The organism is Escherichia sp. AM3 (genome assembly GCF_032029835.1).
Taxonomy (GTDB): Bacteria; Pseudomonadota; Gammaproteobacteria; order Enterobacterales; family Enterobacteriaceae; genus Escherichia; species Escherichia coli.
Genome location: NZ_JAVUPQ010000044.1, coordinates 1 through 14,445 on the forward strand (window position 1 = coordinate 1; position 14,445 = coordinate 14,445).

Sequence of the window (14,445 nt, forward strand, 5' to 3'; positions counted from 1 at the left end):
TCGGTGGAGCTGCATGACAAAGTCATCGGGCATTATCTGAACATAAAACACTATCAATAAGTTGGAGTCATTACCCATCCTTTAATTTAAAACGTAATCGCGTTGCGCAATGCATCAGACTCACAATGTTATCTGCGCCCCCGACTCCTGCGACTATTTTTCTGGCTAACTCCGTCATAACTTGCCCTCTACCGCTTTGCGGCAAAACTCCAAAAAAAAACCTGAAAAAAACGGCCTGACGTGAATCAAGCAATTTTTTTCAGGTTTTGCCCGCTTAGTGCGGTAACAATCCTTTACTCAGTAATAATATTTCAGTGTTCTTTGCGCACGCGCTCTATATTTATGGCTAAAAACATAATCTCTGCGGGTGAAATTTTACGTTGATACTGCAAACCAATAAAAATGGCGATCCGTTCCGCACATTGCCATGCTTGCGGGTAATTTTGTTTTACTGCTTGTTGTAATGATTCATCACTATCGTTAATTGAAGCATGTTCAAGAATACGCCAGGATAAAAACTTCAGATGTGTAACCAGTCGCTGATAACTCAAGCTTTCTTCCTGGTAATTAAGGCTGAACTGAAATTTTATTAATTGCAGCATTTCGCGCATTAACTGCGTGACACCTGCAACATCCTCCATATTTCCGCTCATTTGGGCACTGACCAGATGCATGGCAATAAAGCCCACTTCATCTTTCGGTAACTGCACGCCCAACCGTTTATCAATAATGGTTAACGCTTCTTCCCCTAGCTGGAACTCTTTCGGGTAAAGCCGCTGGATATCCCACAGCAACGGGTTGGGCAGCAACACGTTTTGCTGAAAGCGTTTAATCGCAAACTGGCAATGGTCAGTTAGCGAGATATAAATACTGTCCTGTAATTTTCCCAAGCGCTCCTGCGCTAAAGAGATAATACGATCACAGGTTGCCATCACCTCAAGAGGAATATGACTTAAGAGTTCGCTTAATCGCCCGTTCAGTTCATGACTGCTCAAGGCATACTCTTTTTCTATTCCACTTGAGTTAATTCTTTCGCCAGCGCGTTTTTGAAAGCCAATTCCGCGCCCCATGACGACTTTTTCCCGCTGTTGATCATCAATAACCACCACAACATTATTGTTGAGAATTTTGGTGATTTGCATGTTCATAGCAAGGACCTTTTTTATAAACAAAAAAACCCGACTTCACCAGTATTCTCTGGTTATGTCAGGTTTTGCCTGCGAATGCAGTAACAATCCAGTCATTTATTAATGGTTTTTATAACGAACATCCAGGTTCGGAAATTAATTTAATTGCGTGCAGAGAAAATAGCAATACGCTATTGATAAAAATATGACCATGCTCGCAGTTATTAACTTTGTGTAATTTTAGGAATTTATAAAGTTATATATAACAAATCCCAATAATTAAGTTATTGGGATTTGTCTGGTGAATTATTTGTCGCTATCTTTCCCCGCCAGCAGTTTATCCAGCTCATCGCCACCGACGTGACGGAAATCCTGCCCCTTCACGTAGTAGAAGATAAACTCACAAATATTCTGGCAGCGGTCGCCAATACGTTCGATAGAACGCGCGCAGAACAGCGCAGTAAGTACGCTCGGAATGGTACGCGAATCTTCCATCATGTAGGTCATCAGTTGACGAACAATACCTTCGTATTCCTGATCGACTTTTTTATCTTCACGATAAATACGTACCGCTTCGTCAATGTCCATCCGCGCGAACGCGTCCAGCACGTCGTGCAGCATCTGGATGGTATGACGGCCCAGCGACTCCAGACTTACCAGCAACGGCTGATGCTGCTGGGAGAATTTCTCCAGCGCAGTACGGCAGATTTTGTCCGCCACGTCGCCAATACGCTCCAGCTCGGCAATGGTTTTACTGATCACCATAACCAGTCGCAGGTCGCTCGCCGTCGGCTGACGTTTGGCGATAATGCGCACGCAGGCTTCATCGATCGCCACTTCCATCATGTTGACGTTCTTGTCGCCTTCGATGACGCGCTTCGCCAGATCGCTGTCCTGGTTATGCATCGCGGTGATTGCATCAGAAAGCTGCTGCTCCACCATGCCGCCCATGGTCATCACCTGCGTGCGGATACTTTCCAGTTCGGCGTTGAACTGGCCGGAAATATGTTTATTAAGATTGAGACTGTCCATAACGCACTCCTGAATCAACCGTAACGACCGGTGATGTAGTCTTCTGTTTGTTTCTTCGCTGGCTTGGTGAACAGATCGTCCGTGTTGCTGAACTCAATCAATTCGCCCAGGTACATAAACGCCGTGTGGTCGGAACAACGCGCAGCCTGCTGCATGTTGTGGGTGACGATCACCACGGTGTAATCCTGCTTCAGTTCGGTGATCAGCTCTTCAATACGCCCGGTAGAGATAGGGTCGAGCGCCGAACACGGTTCGTCGAGCAGCAGCACTTCCGGGCGAATGGCGATACCACGCGCAATACACAGACGCTGTTGCTGACCACCAGAGAGAGAGTAACCGCTCTGGTGCAATTTATCTTTGGTTTCGTTCCACAATGCGGCTTTGGTCAATGCCCACTGCACGCGCTCGTCCATATCGGCACGGGAGAGCTTCTCAAACAGACGAACGCCAAAAGCGATGTTGTCGTAGATGGACATCGGGAACGGCGTCGGTTTCTGGAACACCATGCCCACTTTCGCACGCAGCAGGGCGATATCCTGAGAGTTGGTCAGGATGTTGTCGCCATCAAGCAGAATTTCACCTTCCGCACGCTGCTCCGGGTACAGTTCAAACATTTTGTTGAAGGTACGCAGCAGCGTCGATTTACCGCAGCCGGACGGCCCGATAAACGCCGTAACCTGGTTTTTGGCGATATCCAGGTTGATGTTTTTCAGGGCATGGAATTTGCCGTAGTAGAAGTTCAAATTACGAACCTGAATTTTACTCGGGGCAGTTTCAACCATACTCATTGCAATCTTTTCCTCATCGTGCCTGATGCACTTCGCTAATCAGGCTTACCGTAGGCCGGATCAGGCGTTCACGCCGCATCCGGCAAAGTGTTAACCGTGTACAGAGTCAAAAAGGCACTCGGTCGGTCCCCTCGCCCCTCTGGGGAGAGGGTTAGGGTGAGGGGAAAACCGTGTCAGCAATATCAACCGTGTTTATTCTTCGCAAAAACAACGCGCGCCAGAATGTTCAGCAGCAGTACGCACAGGGTAATGATCAATACCCCGGCCCAGGCCAATTGCTGCCATTCCGCAAACGGGCTCATCGCAAACTTAAAGATCGTCACCGGCAGGTTGGCGATCGGCTGCATCATGTCCGTGCTCCAGAACTGGTTGGAGAGCGCGGTAAACAGCAGCGGCGCGGTTTCACCAGCAATACGGGCAATCGCCAGCAGGATACCGGTCATAATCCCGGACACCGACGCTTTCAGCGTAATCGCAGAGATCATCTTCCACTTCGGTGTACCCAGCGCATAAGCCGCTTCACGCAGGCTGTCCGGCACCAGTTTCAGCATGTTCTCGGTGGTGCGGATAACAATCGGCACCTGCAACAACGCCAGGGCAATCACGCCCGCCCAGCCGGAGAAGTGCTCCATCTGCGCCACCACAATGGTGTAAACAAACAGACCAACCACAATCGACGGCGCAGAGAGCAGAATGTCGTTAATGAAGCGAATCACTTCTGCCAGCCAGGATTTACGACCATATTCCGCCAGATAAATCCCCGCCATAATGCCCAGCGGCGTACCGAATACCGTGGCCCACAAAATTAACAGGCCGCTACCCGCCAGGGCGTTCGCCAGACCACCACCTTCCGTATTGGGCGGCGGCGTCATTTCAGTGAACAGCGCCAGCGACATACCATCGATACCGCGAGTGATGGTGGACATTAAAATCCAGATCAGCCAGAACAGACCGAAGGCCATCGTCGCCATCGAGAGCGTCAGCGCAATACGGTTTTTGAGGCGGCGACGCGCCTGCATTTTGCGGCGAGATTCAGCCAGCGCCGCAGTGGTTTGCATTTCAACCATAGCCATTAGCGTGCCCCCTCATTCTTAGCCAGGCGCATAATCATAAACTTCGATGCGGCGAGGACGATGAAGGTAATCACAAACAGGATCAGGCCCAGTTCCATCAGTGCGGCAACGTGCAGACCGGATTCCGCTTCCGCAAATTCGTTCGCCAGCGCAGAGGTGATACTGTTGCCCGGCATATACAGCGAGGCGCTGTCGAGCTGGTAGGTGTTACCGATGATAAAGGTCACCGCCATGGTTTCACCGAGCGCGCGGCCCAGCCCCAGCATGATGCCGCCGATAACACCATTTTTGGTGAACGGAAGAACGATACGCCAGATAACTTCCCAGGTGGTGCAGCCAATACCGTAGGCCGACTCTTTCATCATCACCGGGGTTTGTTCGAACACATCACGCATTACCGCCGCAATGTACGGAATAATCATGATGGCGAGGATCACGCCTGCCGCGAGGATACCGATACCAAATGCGGGGCCAGAGAACAGCGCGCCAACAATCGGGATATTCGACATGATATTGCCGACCGGCTCCTGAAAGTAAACGGCGAACAGCGGCGCAAAGATAAACAGGCCCCACATGCCGTAAACGATACTTGGAATGGCTGCCAGCAGCTCAATGGCGATACCCAGCGGGCGTTTCAGCCAGCCGGGCGCAAGCTCAGTCAGGAACAGGGCGATACCGAAACTCACCGGGACGGCGATCAGCAGCGCGATAAACGAAGTCACCAGCGTACCGTAGATCGGCACCAACGCCCCGTAGATATCGTTCGGTGCATCCCACTCTTTGGTCCACAGGAAAGCCAGACCAAATTTCTGAATGCTCGGCCAGGAGGAGATGATCAGAGAGACAATAATGCCACCCAACATCAATAGCACAATCAGCGCCGCCAGTTTTACCAGCACGCTGAAAATTATGTCGCCCTTTTTACCCGGTGGGTTAAAAGCAGGCTTGGTTGCAGCCATAAGTTACTCTTCAGTTAAACGCGTTTACAAAGTCATTTTGTAATGCCGGATAAGCCGTTAATGCCTTATCCGGCCTGGAGTTTTATTAGTACAGCGGCTTACCGCTACTGTCTTTAATATTGGTCTTCCACGCAGCGCGAACCTGTTCAACGACGCTATCCGGCAGGCTGGCATAATCCAGGTCGTTCGCCTGTTTAGCCCCGGTTTTGTACGCCCAGTCGAAGAACTTCAGCACTTCTGTGCCTTGTTCTGGTTTCTTCTGATCTTTGTGGATCAGAATGAACGTGGTAGAGGTAATAGGCCATGCATCTTCGCCTTTCTGGTTGGTCAGATCCTGAGCGAAGGTTTTGCTCCAGTCTGCACCTTTTGCTGCATTAGCGAAGTTTTCTTCGGTCGGACTAACCGGTTTACCATCAGCGGAGATCAGTTTGGTGTACGCCAGGTTGTTCTGCTTAGCGTAAGCATATTCAACGTAACCAATTGCACCCGGCAGACGCTGAACGAACGCGGCGATACCGTCATTACCTTTACCGCCCAGACCGATCGGCCATTTTACGGTAGAGCCAGTACCAACGTTGTTTTTCCACTCTTCGTTCACTTTCGCCAGGTAGCTGGTGAAGACGAAGGAAGTCCCGGAGCCATCTGCGCGGCGTACTACAGCAATGTTCTGTGAAGGCAGTTTCAGACCCGGATTCAGTTTGGCGATGGCTTCATCATCCCACTTCTTGATTTTGCCCAGGTAGATGTCGCCGAGGGTTTTACCATCCAGCACCAGTTCGCCAGACTTCAGCCCTGGAATGTTAACAGCCAGCACCACGCCGCCAATCACGGTCGGGAACTGGAACAGGCCTTCCTGAGCCAATTTTTCATCAGACAGCGGCGCGTCAGAGGCACCAAAATCAACGGTATTAGCGATAATCTGTTTTACGCCACCGGAAGAACCTATACCCTGGTAGTTAACTTTATTACCGGTTTCTTTCTGGTAAGTGTCAGCCCATTTGGCATACACCGGCGCAGGGAAGGTTGCACCTGCACCTGTCAGGCTTGCTTCTGCAAACACAGAGAAAGCGCTCATCGATAAGGTCGCGGCGACAACAGTTGCGACGGTGGTACGCATAACTTTCATAATGTCTCCTGGGAGGATTCATAAAGCATTGTTTGTTGGCTACGAGAAGCAAAATAGGACAAACAGGTGACAGTTATATGTAAGGAATATGACAGTTTTATGACAGAGAGATAAAGTCTTCAGTCTGATTTAAATAAGCGTTGATATTCAGTCAATTACAAACATTAATAACGAAGAGATGACAGAAAAATTTTCATTCTGTGACAGAGAAAAAGTAGCCGAAGATGACGGTTTGTCACATGGAGTTGGCAGGATGTTTGATTAAAAACATAACAGGAAGAAAAATGCCCCGCTTACGCAGGGCATCCATTTATTACTCAACCGTAACCGATTTTGCCAGGTTACGCGGCTGGTCAACGTCGGTACCTTTGATCAGCGCGACGTGATAAGCCAGTAGCTGCAGCGGAACGGTGTAGAAGATTGGTGCAATCACCTCTTCCACATGCGGCATCTCGATGATGTGCATGTTATCGCTACTTACAAAACCCGCATCCTGATCGGCGAAGACATACAACTGACCGCCACGCGCGCGAACTTCTTCAATGTTGGATTTTAGTTTTTCCAGCAATTCGTTGTTCGGTGCAACGACGATAACCGGCATATCGGCATCAATCAGCGCCAGCGGACCGTGTTTCAGTTCACCTGCAGCGTAGGCTTCAGCGTGAATGTAAGAGATCTCTTTCAGCTTCAATGCGCCTTCCAGCGCGATTGGGTACTGATCGCCACGGCCCAGGAACAGCGCGTGATGTTTGTCAGAGAAATCTTCTGCCAGAGCTTCAATGCGTTTGTCCTGAGACAGCATCTGCTCAATACGGCTCGGCAACGCCTGCAGACCATGCACAATGTCATGTTCAATGGAGGCATCCAGACCTTTCAGGCGAGACAGCTTCGCCACCAGCATCAACAGCACAGTTAACTGAGTGGTGAATGCTTTAGTGGATGCCACGCCGATTTCTGTACCCGCGTTGGTCATTAGCGCCAGATCGGATTCGCGCACCAGAGAAGAACCCGGAACGTTACAGATTGCCAGTGAACCAAGGTAACCCAGCTCTTTCGACAGACGCAGGCCAGCCAGGGTATCCGCGGTTTCGCCAGACTGTGACAAGGTGATCATCAGGCTGTTACGACGCACGGCAGATTTGCGATAGCGGAATTCAGAGGCGATTTCGACGTCGCACGGAATACCTGCTAGCGATTCAAACCAGTAGCGGGAAACCATACCGGAGTTATAAGAAGTACCACAGGCGAGGATCTGAATATGCTCAACCTTCGACAGCAGTTCGTCGGCGTTCGGTCCCAGCTCGCTTAAATCAACCTGACCGTGGCTGATGCGTCCGGTAAGGGTGTTTTTGATCGCGTTCGGCTGTTCGTAGATCTCTTTCTGCATGTAGTGACGGTAAATGCCTTTATCGCCCGCGTCATATTGCAGATTGGATTCGATATCCTGACGTTTTACTTCCGCGCCAGTTTTATCGAAGATGTTTACCGAACGGCGAGTGATTTCCGCAATATCGCCCTCTTCAAGGAAGATAAAGCGACGGGTCACCGGCAACAGCGCCAGCTGGTCAGAAGCGATAAAGTTTTCGCCCATCCCCAGGCCAATCACCAGCGGACTACCAGAACGTGCCGCCAGCAGGGTATCCGGGTGGCGGGAGTCCATGATCACTGTACCGTACGCACCACGCAGCTGCGGGATAGCACGCAGAACGGCCTCACGCAGAGTCCCGCCTTGTTTCAGCTCCCAGTTCACCAGATGGGCAATCACTTCGGTGTCGGTTTCAGAAACGAAGGTATAGCCACGCGCTTTTAGCTCTTCACGCAGCGGTTCATGGTTTTCGATGATGCCGTTATGCACCACCACAATGTGTTCAGAAACATGCGGATGCGCATTCACTTCTGAAGGTTCACCGTGGGTCGCCCAGCGAGTGTGAGCAATACCAGTGCCGCCATGCAGAGGATGTTCTTCCGCTGCCTGTGCCAGCATCTGGACTTTACCGAGGCGACGCAGGCGGGTCATATGACCTTCTGCATCAACAACGGCCAGACCGGCAGAGTCATATCCGCGGTATTCCAGACGACGTAAACCTTCAAGAAGGATTTCTGCTACATCACGTTGCGCGATCGCGCCAACAATTCCACACATAGTTTTTGATTCCGATTTATATCGTTGTCGGTCAACCTGTATGCCCGTTGTTTCGGGCGCCCCGAGCCTTGTAGAGAGTGGGGTTATTTTTATAGTTACTGCTTGTGGGAGGGAGATTATGTTATCTCCTCATCCCATGTGACCGGGTTAGCCGGCCAGAATCACTTTTTCTTTACCGGACGACGCCAGCCTTCTTTCTGAGTCTGCGGCACACGGCTGATAGCTAATGCATTTTCGCCGACATTACGCGTCACAGTTGTACCCGCAGCAATGGTCGCGCCTTTGCCTACTGTTACCGGGGCCACCAGCTGAGTGTCGGAACCAACAAACACATCGTCGCCGATAATGGTCTTAAATTTATTCGCACCATCGTAGTTGCAGGTAATGGTTCCCGCGCCGATGTTAACGTTATCGCCAATTTCCGCATCGCCCAGGTAAGTCAGATGACCAGCTTTCGAGCCTTTACCCAGACGCGCTTTTTTCATCTCAACGAAGTTACCGACGTGAGCACCTTCCAGCAACTCAGCACCAGGACGCAAACGGGCAAACGGGCCAATGGTACAGGCCGCTGCCAGATTCGCATCTTCCACAACGGTATACGGACTGATTTCGCAATCATCGCCAATCACGCTGTTTTTAATCACGCAACCGGTGCCAATTTTCACGCGATGACCGAGAGTCACGTTGCCCTCGATGATAACGTTAGTATCAATTTCAACATCGCGCCCGTGAGTTAGCGTACCACGCAGATCAAAACGCGCTGGATCGCGCAGCATAACGCCTGCTAACAGCAGTTTTTCAGCCTGTTCGGACTGATAAACACGCTCCAGACGGGAGAGTTGCAGGCGGTTATTCACGCCTTCTACTTCGCTTAAACGTTGCGGATGAACGGCGACGATTTCACGCCCTTCCTGATACGCCAGCGCAATAATGTCGGTGATGTAGTATTCGCCCTGAGCATTATTGTTGGTCAGCTTCGCCAGCCAGCGTTTCATATCTGCGCCGTTGGCAATCAGAATGCCGGTGTTGATCTCCTGAATCTGACGCTGCTCGTCGGTGGCATCTTTGTGCTCAACAATGCCGGTAACTTTGCCGTTTTCACGGGTGATACGTCCATAACCGGTCGGATCATCCAGTTTCACCGTCAGCAGACCAATGCCACCCTGCGGTTTAGCATCACGCAGACGCTGGAGTGTTTCGACAGAGATCAGCGGCACGTCGCCGTAGAGCATTAAAATGTCTTCATCATCGGCAAAGAAAGGTGCGGCCTGCTGCATTGCATGACCCGTACCCAGCTGCTCTGCCTGAAGCACCCAGTTAAGGTTGTCGTCTTTCAGCGCCTGTTTTAGCAGATCGCCGCCGTGACCGTACACCAGGTGAACGTGCGCTGCGCCTAATTCATTCGCAGCATCAATGACATGCTGAACCATCGCTTTCCCGGCAAGGGTATGCAGCACTTTCGGAAGATCGGAATACATGCGCGTGCCTTTGCCTGCGGCAAGGATTACTACGCTCATAGCATTATTCAACATACGCGTCCTGACTGTAATTTGAGAACGAATTTAAACCGCTTCACCTTGAAAAAACTACATTTTTTTCATCGTGAAATGGACAGAGGATAAATTGTTCAATAACGGATTATCCCCGCTGACGAAAGCGCCATTTTCGACCATCGTCACGCCTTTTGTCTGCAGAAAATTAAGGCAGTACCTTAATTTAAGCGTCAGGTGGATGTTTTTGCTCTTATTTCGATCAATGAATAAACAGGAAAACAGGGGGGTTTTATATCAGCAGGATCTATGTGAACGCTATTCAGGACGGGTCACACGCGCAAAAAAAAAGCCAGCCTGTTTCCAGACTGGCTTTTGTGCTTTTCAAGCCGGTGTTACATCGCTTTTTTGGTCAACTCGATAACGCGCAGCTGCGCGATCGCTTTGGCCAGTTCCGCAGACGCCTGAGCGTAATCTACGTCGCCGTGAGAGCTGCTAATGTGCTCTTCAGCCTTACGTTTCGCTTCCATGGCTCGCGCTTCGTCGAGATCCTGGCCGCGAATTGCGGTGTCGGCCAGAACGGTCACGTTGCCAGGCTGCACTTCAAGAATGCCGCCAGACAGATAGATAAACTCTTCGTGACCGTGCTGTTTCACGATGCGAATCATACCAGGCTTAATGGCGGTGAGCAGCGGTGCGTGGCCAGGGTAGATCCCCAGTTCACCTTCGCTACCCGTTACCTGGATTTTCTCGACCAGACCAGAGAACATTTGTTGCTCTGCGCTGACGACGTCCAGGTGGTAAGTCATTGCCATATCACCCTCCGATTAAGGCGTTAAAGTTTTTTGGCTTTTTCCACAGCTTCTTCGATGGAACCGACCATGTAGAACGCCTGCTCCGGCAGGTGATCGTATTCGCCTTCCATGATGCCTTTAAAGCCACGGATGGTGTCTTTCAGGGAGACGTATTTACCCGGAGAACCGGTGAATACTTCTGCCACGAAGAACGGCTGGGACAGGAAGCGCTGGATCTTACGAGCACGCGCTACCACCAGTTTGTCTTCTTCAGACAGTTCATCCATACCCAGGATGGCGATGATGTCTTTCAGTTCCTGATAACGTTGCAGGATGGACTGAACGCCACGCGCGGTGTCGTAGTGTTCCTGACCAACCACCAGCGGGTCCAGCTGACGGCTGGTGGAGTCCAGCGGGTCAACGGCCGGGTAGATACCCAGAGACGCGATCTGACGGCTCAGTACCACGGTTGCGTCAAGGTGCGCAAAGGTGGTTGCCGGAGACGGGTCAGTCAAGTCATCCGCAGGTACGTATACTGCCTGTACGGAGGTGATAGAACCAGTTTTGGTGGAGGTGATACGTTCCTGCAGAACGCCCATCTCTTCCGCCAGGGTCGGCTGATAACCTACCGCTGAAGGCATACGGCCCAGCAGTGCGGATACTTCCGTACCGGCCAGGGTGTAACGATAGATGTTGTCAACGAACAGCAGAACGTCACGACCTTCGTCACGGAATTTCTCAGCCATGGTCAGACCGGTCAGAGCAACGCGCAGACGGTTTCCCGGCGGCTCGTTCATCTGGCCATACACCAGGGATACTTTGTCGATAACGTTGGAGTCGGTCATTTCGTGGTAGAAGTCGTTACCCTCACGAGTACGTTCACCTACGCCCGCAAACACAGAGTAACCGGAGTGCTCGATCGCGATGTTACGAATGAGCTCCATCATGTTTACGGTTTTACCTACACCCGCACCACCGAACAGACCAACTTTACCGCCCTTAGCGAACGGACACATCAGGTCGATAACTTTGATACCGGTTTCCAGCAGTTCCTGAGAGTTTGACAGCTCTTCGTAGGAAGGTGCTGCGCGGTGAATCGCCCAACGCTCTTCTTCACCGATCTCGCCTTTCATGTCGACCGGTTCACCCAGTACGTTCATGATACGGCCCAGAGTCGCTTTACCTACCGGGACTTCAATCGGGTGTTCGAGGTCTTTTACATCCAGACCGCGACGCAGACCGTCGGAGGAACCCATTGCGATGGTACGTACGATACCGCCGCCGAGCTGCTGCTGAACTTCCAGCACCAGACGCTCATTACCATTTTGCACCTCAAGAGCATCGTACACGCGCGGTACGGCATCCTGAGGGAATTCGACGTCAACTACGGCGCCGATTACCTGGACAATCTTTCCAGTAGCCATCTTAAATCCTCTACGAAATAACCTGTTTAAACCGCGGCGGCCCCCGAGACGATCTCGGTGAGTTCCTGAGTAATGCTGGCCTGACGAGCTTTGTTGTATACCAACTGCAGCTCTTTAATCAGGCTGCCGCCATTGTCGGTCGCGGCTTTCATCGCCACCATACGGGCGGCCTGCTCGCTGGCCAGGTTTTCAACCACGCCCTGATAAACCTGAGATTCGACATAACGACGCAGCAGGGTATCCAGCAACGCCTTCGGATCGGGTTCGTACAGGTAATCCCAGGATTTATGTTTCAGATCATCATCATCTGATGCCGGTAACGGCAGCAGCTGGCTGATGGTCGGAACCTGAGACATGGTGTTAATAAATTTGTTGCTGACAATGTAAAGCTTGTCCAGACGGCCTTCGTCGTAGGCCTGCAACATCACTTTTACCGGACCGATCAGTTCGGACAGGGAAGGGTTATCCCCCATGCCGGTGACCTGGGCAACAACATTGCCGCCCACGGAGTTGAAGAACGACACGCCTTTCGAGCCGATCATTGCGAGGTCGCATTGAACGCCTTTGTCGGTCCAGGTCTTCATTTCCGCCAGCAGTTTTTTGAACAGGTTAATGTTCAAACCACCGCACAAACCACGGTCGGTCGACACCACCAGGTAGCCCACGCGTTTAACGTCGCGGTCTTCCAGGTAAGGGTGCTTATATTCCAGATTACCGTGTGCAAGGTGACCAATCACTTTGCGCATGGTTTCTGCATAAGGACGGCTGGCCGCCATGCGATCCTGCGATTTACGCATTTTGGAAGCGGCGACCATCTCCATCGCTTTAGTGATCTTTTGCGTGTTCTGGACGCTTGCGATCTTACTACGTATCTCTTTTGCGCCGGCCATGAGCTTCTCCTCAATGCCTTGCGGCCTGCCCTAAGGCAAGCCGCCAGACGTTACCAGGATTGGGTTGCTTTGAAGGAATCGAGGATGCCTTTCAGCTTGCCTTCGATTTCGTCGTTGTAGCCACCGGTCTGGTTGATCTCTTGCATCAACGGAGCGTGATCACGGTCGACGTAAGCCAGCAGAGCGGCTTCGAAGCTGCCAATTTTCGACAGTTCAACATCCGCCAGGTAACCACGTTCTGCTGCGAACAGAACCAGAGACTGCTGCGCAACGGACATCGGCGCATACTGTTTCTGTTTCAGCAGTTCGGTCACTTTCTGACCGTGGTCAAGCTGCTTACGTGTTGCATCGTCAAGGTCGGATGCAAACTGAGAGAACGCTGCCAGTTCACGATACTGTGCCAGAGCGGTACGGATACCACCGGACAGTTTTTTCATGATCTTGGTCTGTGCTGCACCACCAACACGGGATACGGAAATACCCGGGTTAACCGCAGGACGAATACCGGCGTTGAACAGGTTGGTTTCCAGGAAGATCTGACCATCGGTAATGGAGATTACGTTGGTCGGAACGAACGCAGAAACGTCACCCGCCTGAGTTTCGATAATCGGCAGTGCGGTCAGAGAACCGGTTTTCCCTTTCACTTCACCTTTGGTGAAGGCTTCAACGTATTCGGCGTTAACACGTGCAGCACGCTCCAGCAGACGAGAGTGGAGGTAGAAAACGTCGCCCGGGAATGCTTCACGTCCTGGCGGACGACGGAGCAGCAGGGAGATCTGACGGTAAGCAACAGCCTGTTTAGACAGGTCATCGTAAATGATCAGCGCATCTTCACCGCGGTCACGGAAGTATTCGCCCATTGCGCAACCGGCATACGGTGCCAGGTATTGCAGTGCAGCGGATTCAGACGCGGTTGCTACCACAACGATGGTGTTAGCCAGTGCGCCGTGCTCTTCCAGTTTACGTACCACGTTAGAAATGGTGGACGCTTTCTGGCCGATAGCGACATAGATACATTTGATACCGGAATCGCGCTGGTTGATGATGGCATCGATAGCCAGTGCGGTTTTACCTGTCTGACGGTCACCGATGATCAATTCACGCTGACCACGACCGATTGGGATCATGGAGTCAACGGCTTTATAACCGGTCTGTACCGGCTGATCTACGGACTGACGTTCGATAACGCCCGGAGCGATTGCTTCTACAGCAGAGAAGCCGTCGTGATCCAGCGGACCTTTACCGTCGATTGGTGCACCCAGAGTGTTAACCACACGGCCCAGCAGGCCACGGCCAACCGGAACTTCCAGGATACGGCCAGTACACTTAACTTTCATGCCTTCGGCAAGGTCAGCGTACGGACCCATAACAACCGCACCTACAGAGTCGCGCTCGAGGTTCAGTGCGATAGCGTAACGGTTACCCGGCAGGGAGATCATTTCACCCTGCATACAATCGGCCAGGCCGTGAATGCGGATAACACCGTCACTTACAGAAACAATAGTACCTTCGTTGTGAGCTTCACTCACAACATTGAACTGAGCAATGCGCTGCTTGATCAGTTCGCTGATTTCGGTGGAATTCAGTTGCATGCTCCAG

Annotated in this window: 13 protein-coding genes and 1 pseudogene; 1 reads left to right on the forward strand and 13 read right to left on the reverse strand. The window is 51.6% G+C overall.

The window, feature by feature from the left end:
• A partial coding sequence (locus tag RTW80_RS31415) for an IS1 family transposase (protein WP_071528444.1) occupies nucleotides 1-60 on the forward strand: 60 nt, incomplete at its 5' end.
• Nucleotides 61-76: 16 nt separating this feature from the next.
• Here the strand turns inward: RTW80_RS31415 and RTW80_RS15560 are convergent.
• From RTW80_RS15560 to atpA, 13 genes and pseudogenes are all read right to left on the reverse strand, one after another.
• A pseudogene (locus RTW80_RS15560) lies at nucleotides 77-205 on the reverse strand (PTS transporter subunit EIIB); the annotation flags it as partial.
• Between the two features lie 106 nt (nucleotides 206-311).
• On the reverse strand, nucleotides 312-1,148 hold the full coding sequence (bglG, locus tag RTW80_RS15565; RefSeq protein WP_001295251.1) for a transcriptional antiterminator BglG: 837 nt from the start codon (nucleotides 1,146-1,148) through the stop codon (nucleotides 312-314).
• Nucleotides 1,149-1,433: 285 nt separating this feature from the next.
• Complete coding sequence (phoU, locus tag RTW80_RS15570) at nucleotides 1,434-2,159, reverse strand: phosphate signaling complex protein PhoU (RefSeq protein ID WP_000377786.1); 726 nt, start codon at nucleotides 2,157-2,159, stop codon at nucleotides 1,434-1,436.
• Between the two features lie 14 nt (nucleotides 2,160-2,173).
• On the reverse strand, nucleotides 2,174-2,947 hold the full coding sequence (pstB, locus tag RTW80_RS15575) for a phosphate ABC transporter ATP-binding protein PstB (protein WP_000063125.1): 774 nt from the start codon (nucleotides 2,945-2,947) through the stop codon (nucleotides 2,174-2,176).
• Between the two features lie 182 nt (nucleotides 2,948-3,129).
• Entirely contained in the window at nucleotides 3,130-4,020 is an 891-nt protein-coding gene (pstA, locus tag RTW80_RS15580; RefSeq protein ID WP_001251991.1) for a phosphate ABC transporter permease PstA, read from the reverse strand.
• Nucleotides 4,020-4,979, reverse strand: a complete 960-nt coding sequence (gene pstC / locus RTW80_RS15585) for a phosphate ABC transporter permease PstC (RefSeq protein WP_000741620.1) — start codon at nucleotides 4,977-4,979, stop codon at nucleotides 4,020-4,022. The genes pstA and pstC overlap by 1 nt, the downstream gene beginning before the upstream one ends.
• Before the next feature lie 85 nt (nucleotides 4,980-5,064).
• On the reverse strand, nucleotides 5,065-6,105 hold the full coding sequence (pstS, locus tag RTW80_RS15590) for a phosphate ABC transporter substrate-binding protein PstS (RefSeq protein ID WP_000867146.1): 1,041 nt from the start codon (nucleotides 6,103-6,105) through the stop codon (nucleotides 5,065-5,067).
• Nucleotides 6,106-6,418: 313 nt separating this feature from the next.
• Nucleotides 6,419-8,248, reverse strand: a complete 1,830-nt coding sequence (gene glmS, locus RTW80_RS15595; RefSeq protein ID WP_000334099.1) for a glutamine--fructose-6-phosphate transaminase (isomerizing) — start codon at nucleotides 8,246-8,248, stop codon at nucleotides 6,419-6,421.
• A gap of 161 nt (nucleotides 8,249-8,409) precedes the next feature.
• Nucleotides 8,410-9,780, reverse strand: a complete 1,371-nt coding sequence (gene glmU / locus RTW80_RS15600; protein ID WP_000933736.1) for a bifunctional UDP-N-acetylglucosamine diphosphorylase/glucosamine-1-phosphate N-acetyltransferase GlmU — start codon at nucleotides 9,778-9,780, stop codon at nucleotides 8,410-8,412.
• A 353-nt stretch (nucleotides 9,781-10,133) separates the two neighbouring features.
• Nucleotides 10,134-10,553: a F0F1 ATP synthase subunit epsilon gene (locus tag RTW80_RS15605; protein WP_001251965.1), complete on the reverse strand. Its 420-nt coding sequence runs from the start codon at nucleotides 10,551-10,553 to the stop codon at nucleotides 10,134-10,136.
• A 20-nt stretch (nucleotides 10,554-10,573) separates the two neighbouring features.
• Entirely contained in the window at nucleotides 10,574-11,956 is a 1,383-nt protein-coding gene (gene atpD, locus RTW80_RS15610) for a F0F1 ATP synthase subunit beta (protein WP_000190506.1), read from the reverse strand.
• A 26-nt stretch (nucleotides 11,957-11,982) separates the two neighbouring features.
• A complete protein-coding gene (gene atpG / locus RTW80_RS15615; protein ID WP_000896498.1) occupies nucleotides 11,983-12,846 on the reverse strand; it encodes a F0F1 ATP synthase subunit gamma in 864 nt (287 codons plus the stop codon).
• Nucleotides 12,847-12,896: 50 nt separating this feature from the next.
• Nucleotides 12,897-14,438 carry a F0F1 ATP synthase subunit alpha gene (atpA, locus tag RTW80_RS15620; RefSeq protein ID WP_001176745.1) on the reverse strand — a complete coding sequence of 514 codons (1,542 nt, stop codon included), beginning with the start codon at nucleotides 14,436-14,438 and terminating at the stop codon, nucleotides 12,897-12,899.
• Nucleotides 14,439-14,445 lie beyond the last annotated feature (7 nt).

Excerpts from the sequence above, each read along its gene's own strand:
- bglG (WP_001295251.1), bottom strand. The coding sequence starts at position 1,148 with ATGAACATGCAAATCACCAAAATTCTCAACAATAATGTTGTGGTGGTT.
- phoU (WP_000377786.1), bottom strand. The coding sequence starts at position 2,159 with ATGGACAGTCTCAATCTTAATAAACATATTTCCGGCCAGTTCAACGCC.
- pstB (WP_000063125.1), bottom strand. The coding sequence starts at position 2,947 with ATGAGTATGGTTGAAACTGCCCCGAGTAAAATTCAGGTTCGTAATTTG.
- pstA (WP_001251991.1), bottom strand. The coding sequence starts at position 4,020 with ATGGCTATGGTTGAAATGCAAACCACTGCGGCGCTGGCTGAATCTCGC.
- pstC (WP_000741620.1), bottom strand. The coding sequence starts at position 4,979 with ATGGCTGCAACCAAGCCTGCTTTTAACCCACCGGGTAAAAAGGGCGAC.
- pstS (WP_000867146.1), bottom strand. The coding sequence starts at position 6,105 with ATGAAAGTTATGCGTACCACCGTCGCAACTGTTGTCGCCGCGACCTTA.
- glmS (WP_000334099.1), bottom strand. The coding sequence starts at position 8,248 with ATGTGTGGAATTGTTGGCGCGATCGCGCAACGTGATGTAGCAGAAATC.
- glmU (WP_000933736.1), bottom strand. The coding sequence starts at position 9,780 with ATGTTGAATAATGCTATGAGCGTAGTAATCCTTGCCGCAGGCAAAGGC.
- RTW80_RS15605 (WP_001251965.1), bottom strand. The coding sequence starts at position 10,553 with ATGGCAATGACTTACCACCTGGACGTCGTCAGCGCAGAGCAACAAATG.
- atpD (WP_000190506.1), bottom strand. The coding sequence starts at position 11,956 with ATGGCTACTGGAAAGATTGTCCAGGTAATCGGCGCCGTAGTTGACGTC.
- atpG (WP_000896498.1), bottom strand. The coding sequence starts at position 12,846 with ATGGCCGGCGCAAAAGAGATACGTAGTAAGATCGCAAGCGTCCAGAAC.
- atpA (WP_001176745.1), bottom strand. The coding sequence starts at position 14,438 with ATGCAACTGAATTCCACCGAAATCAGCGAACTGATCAAGCAGCGCATT.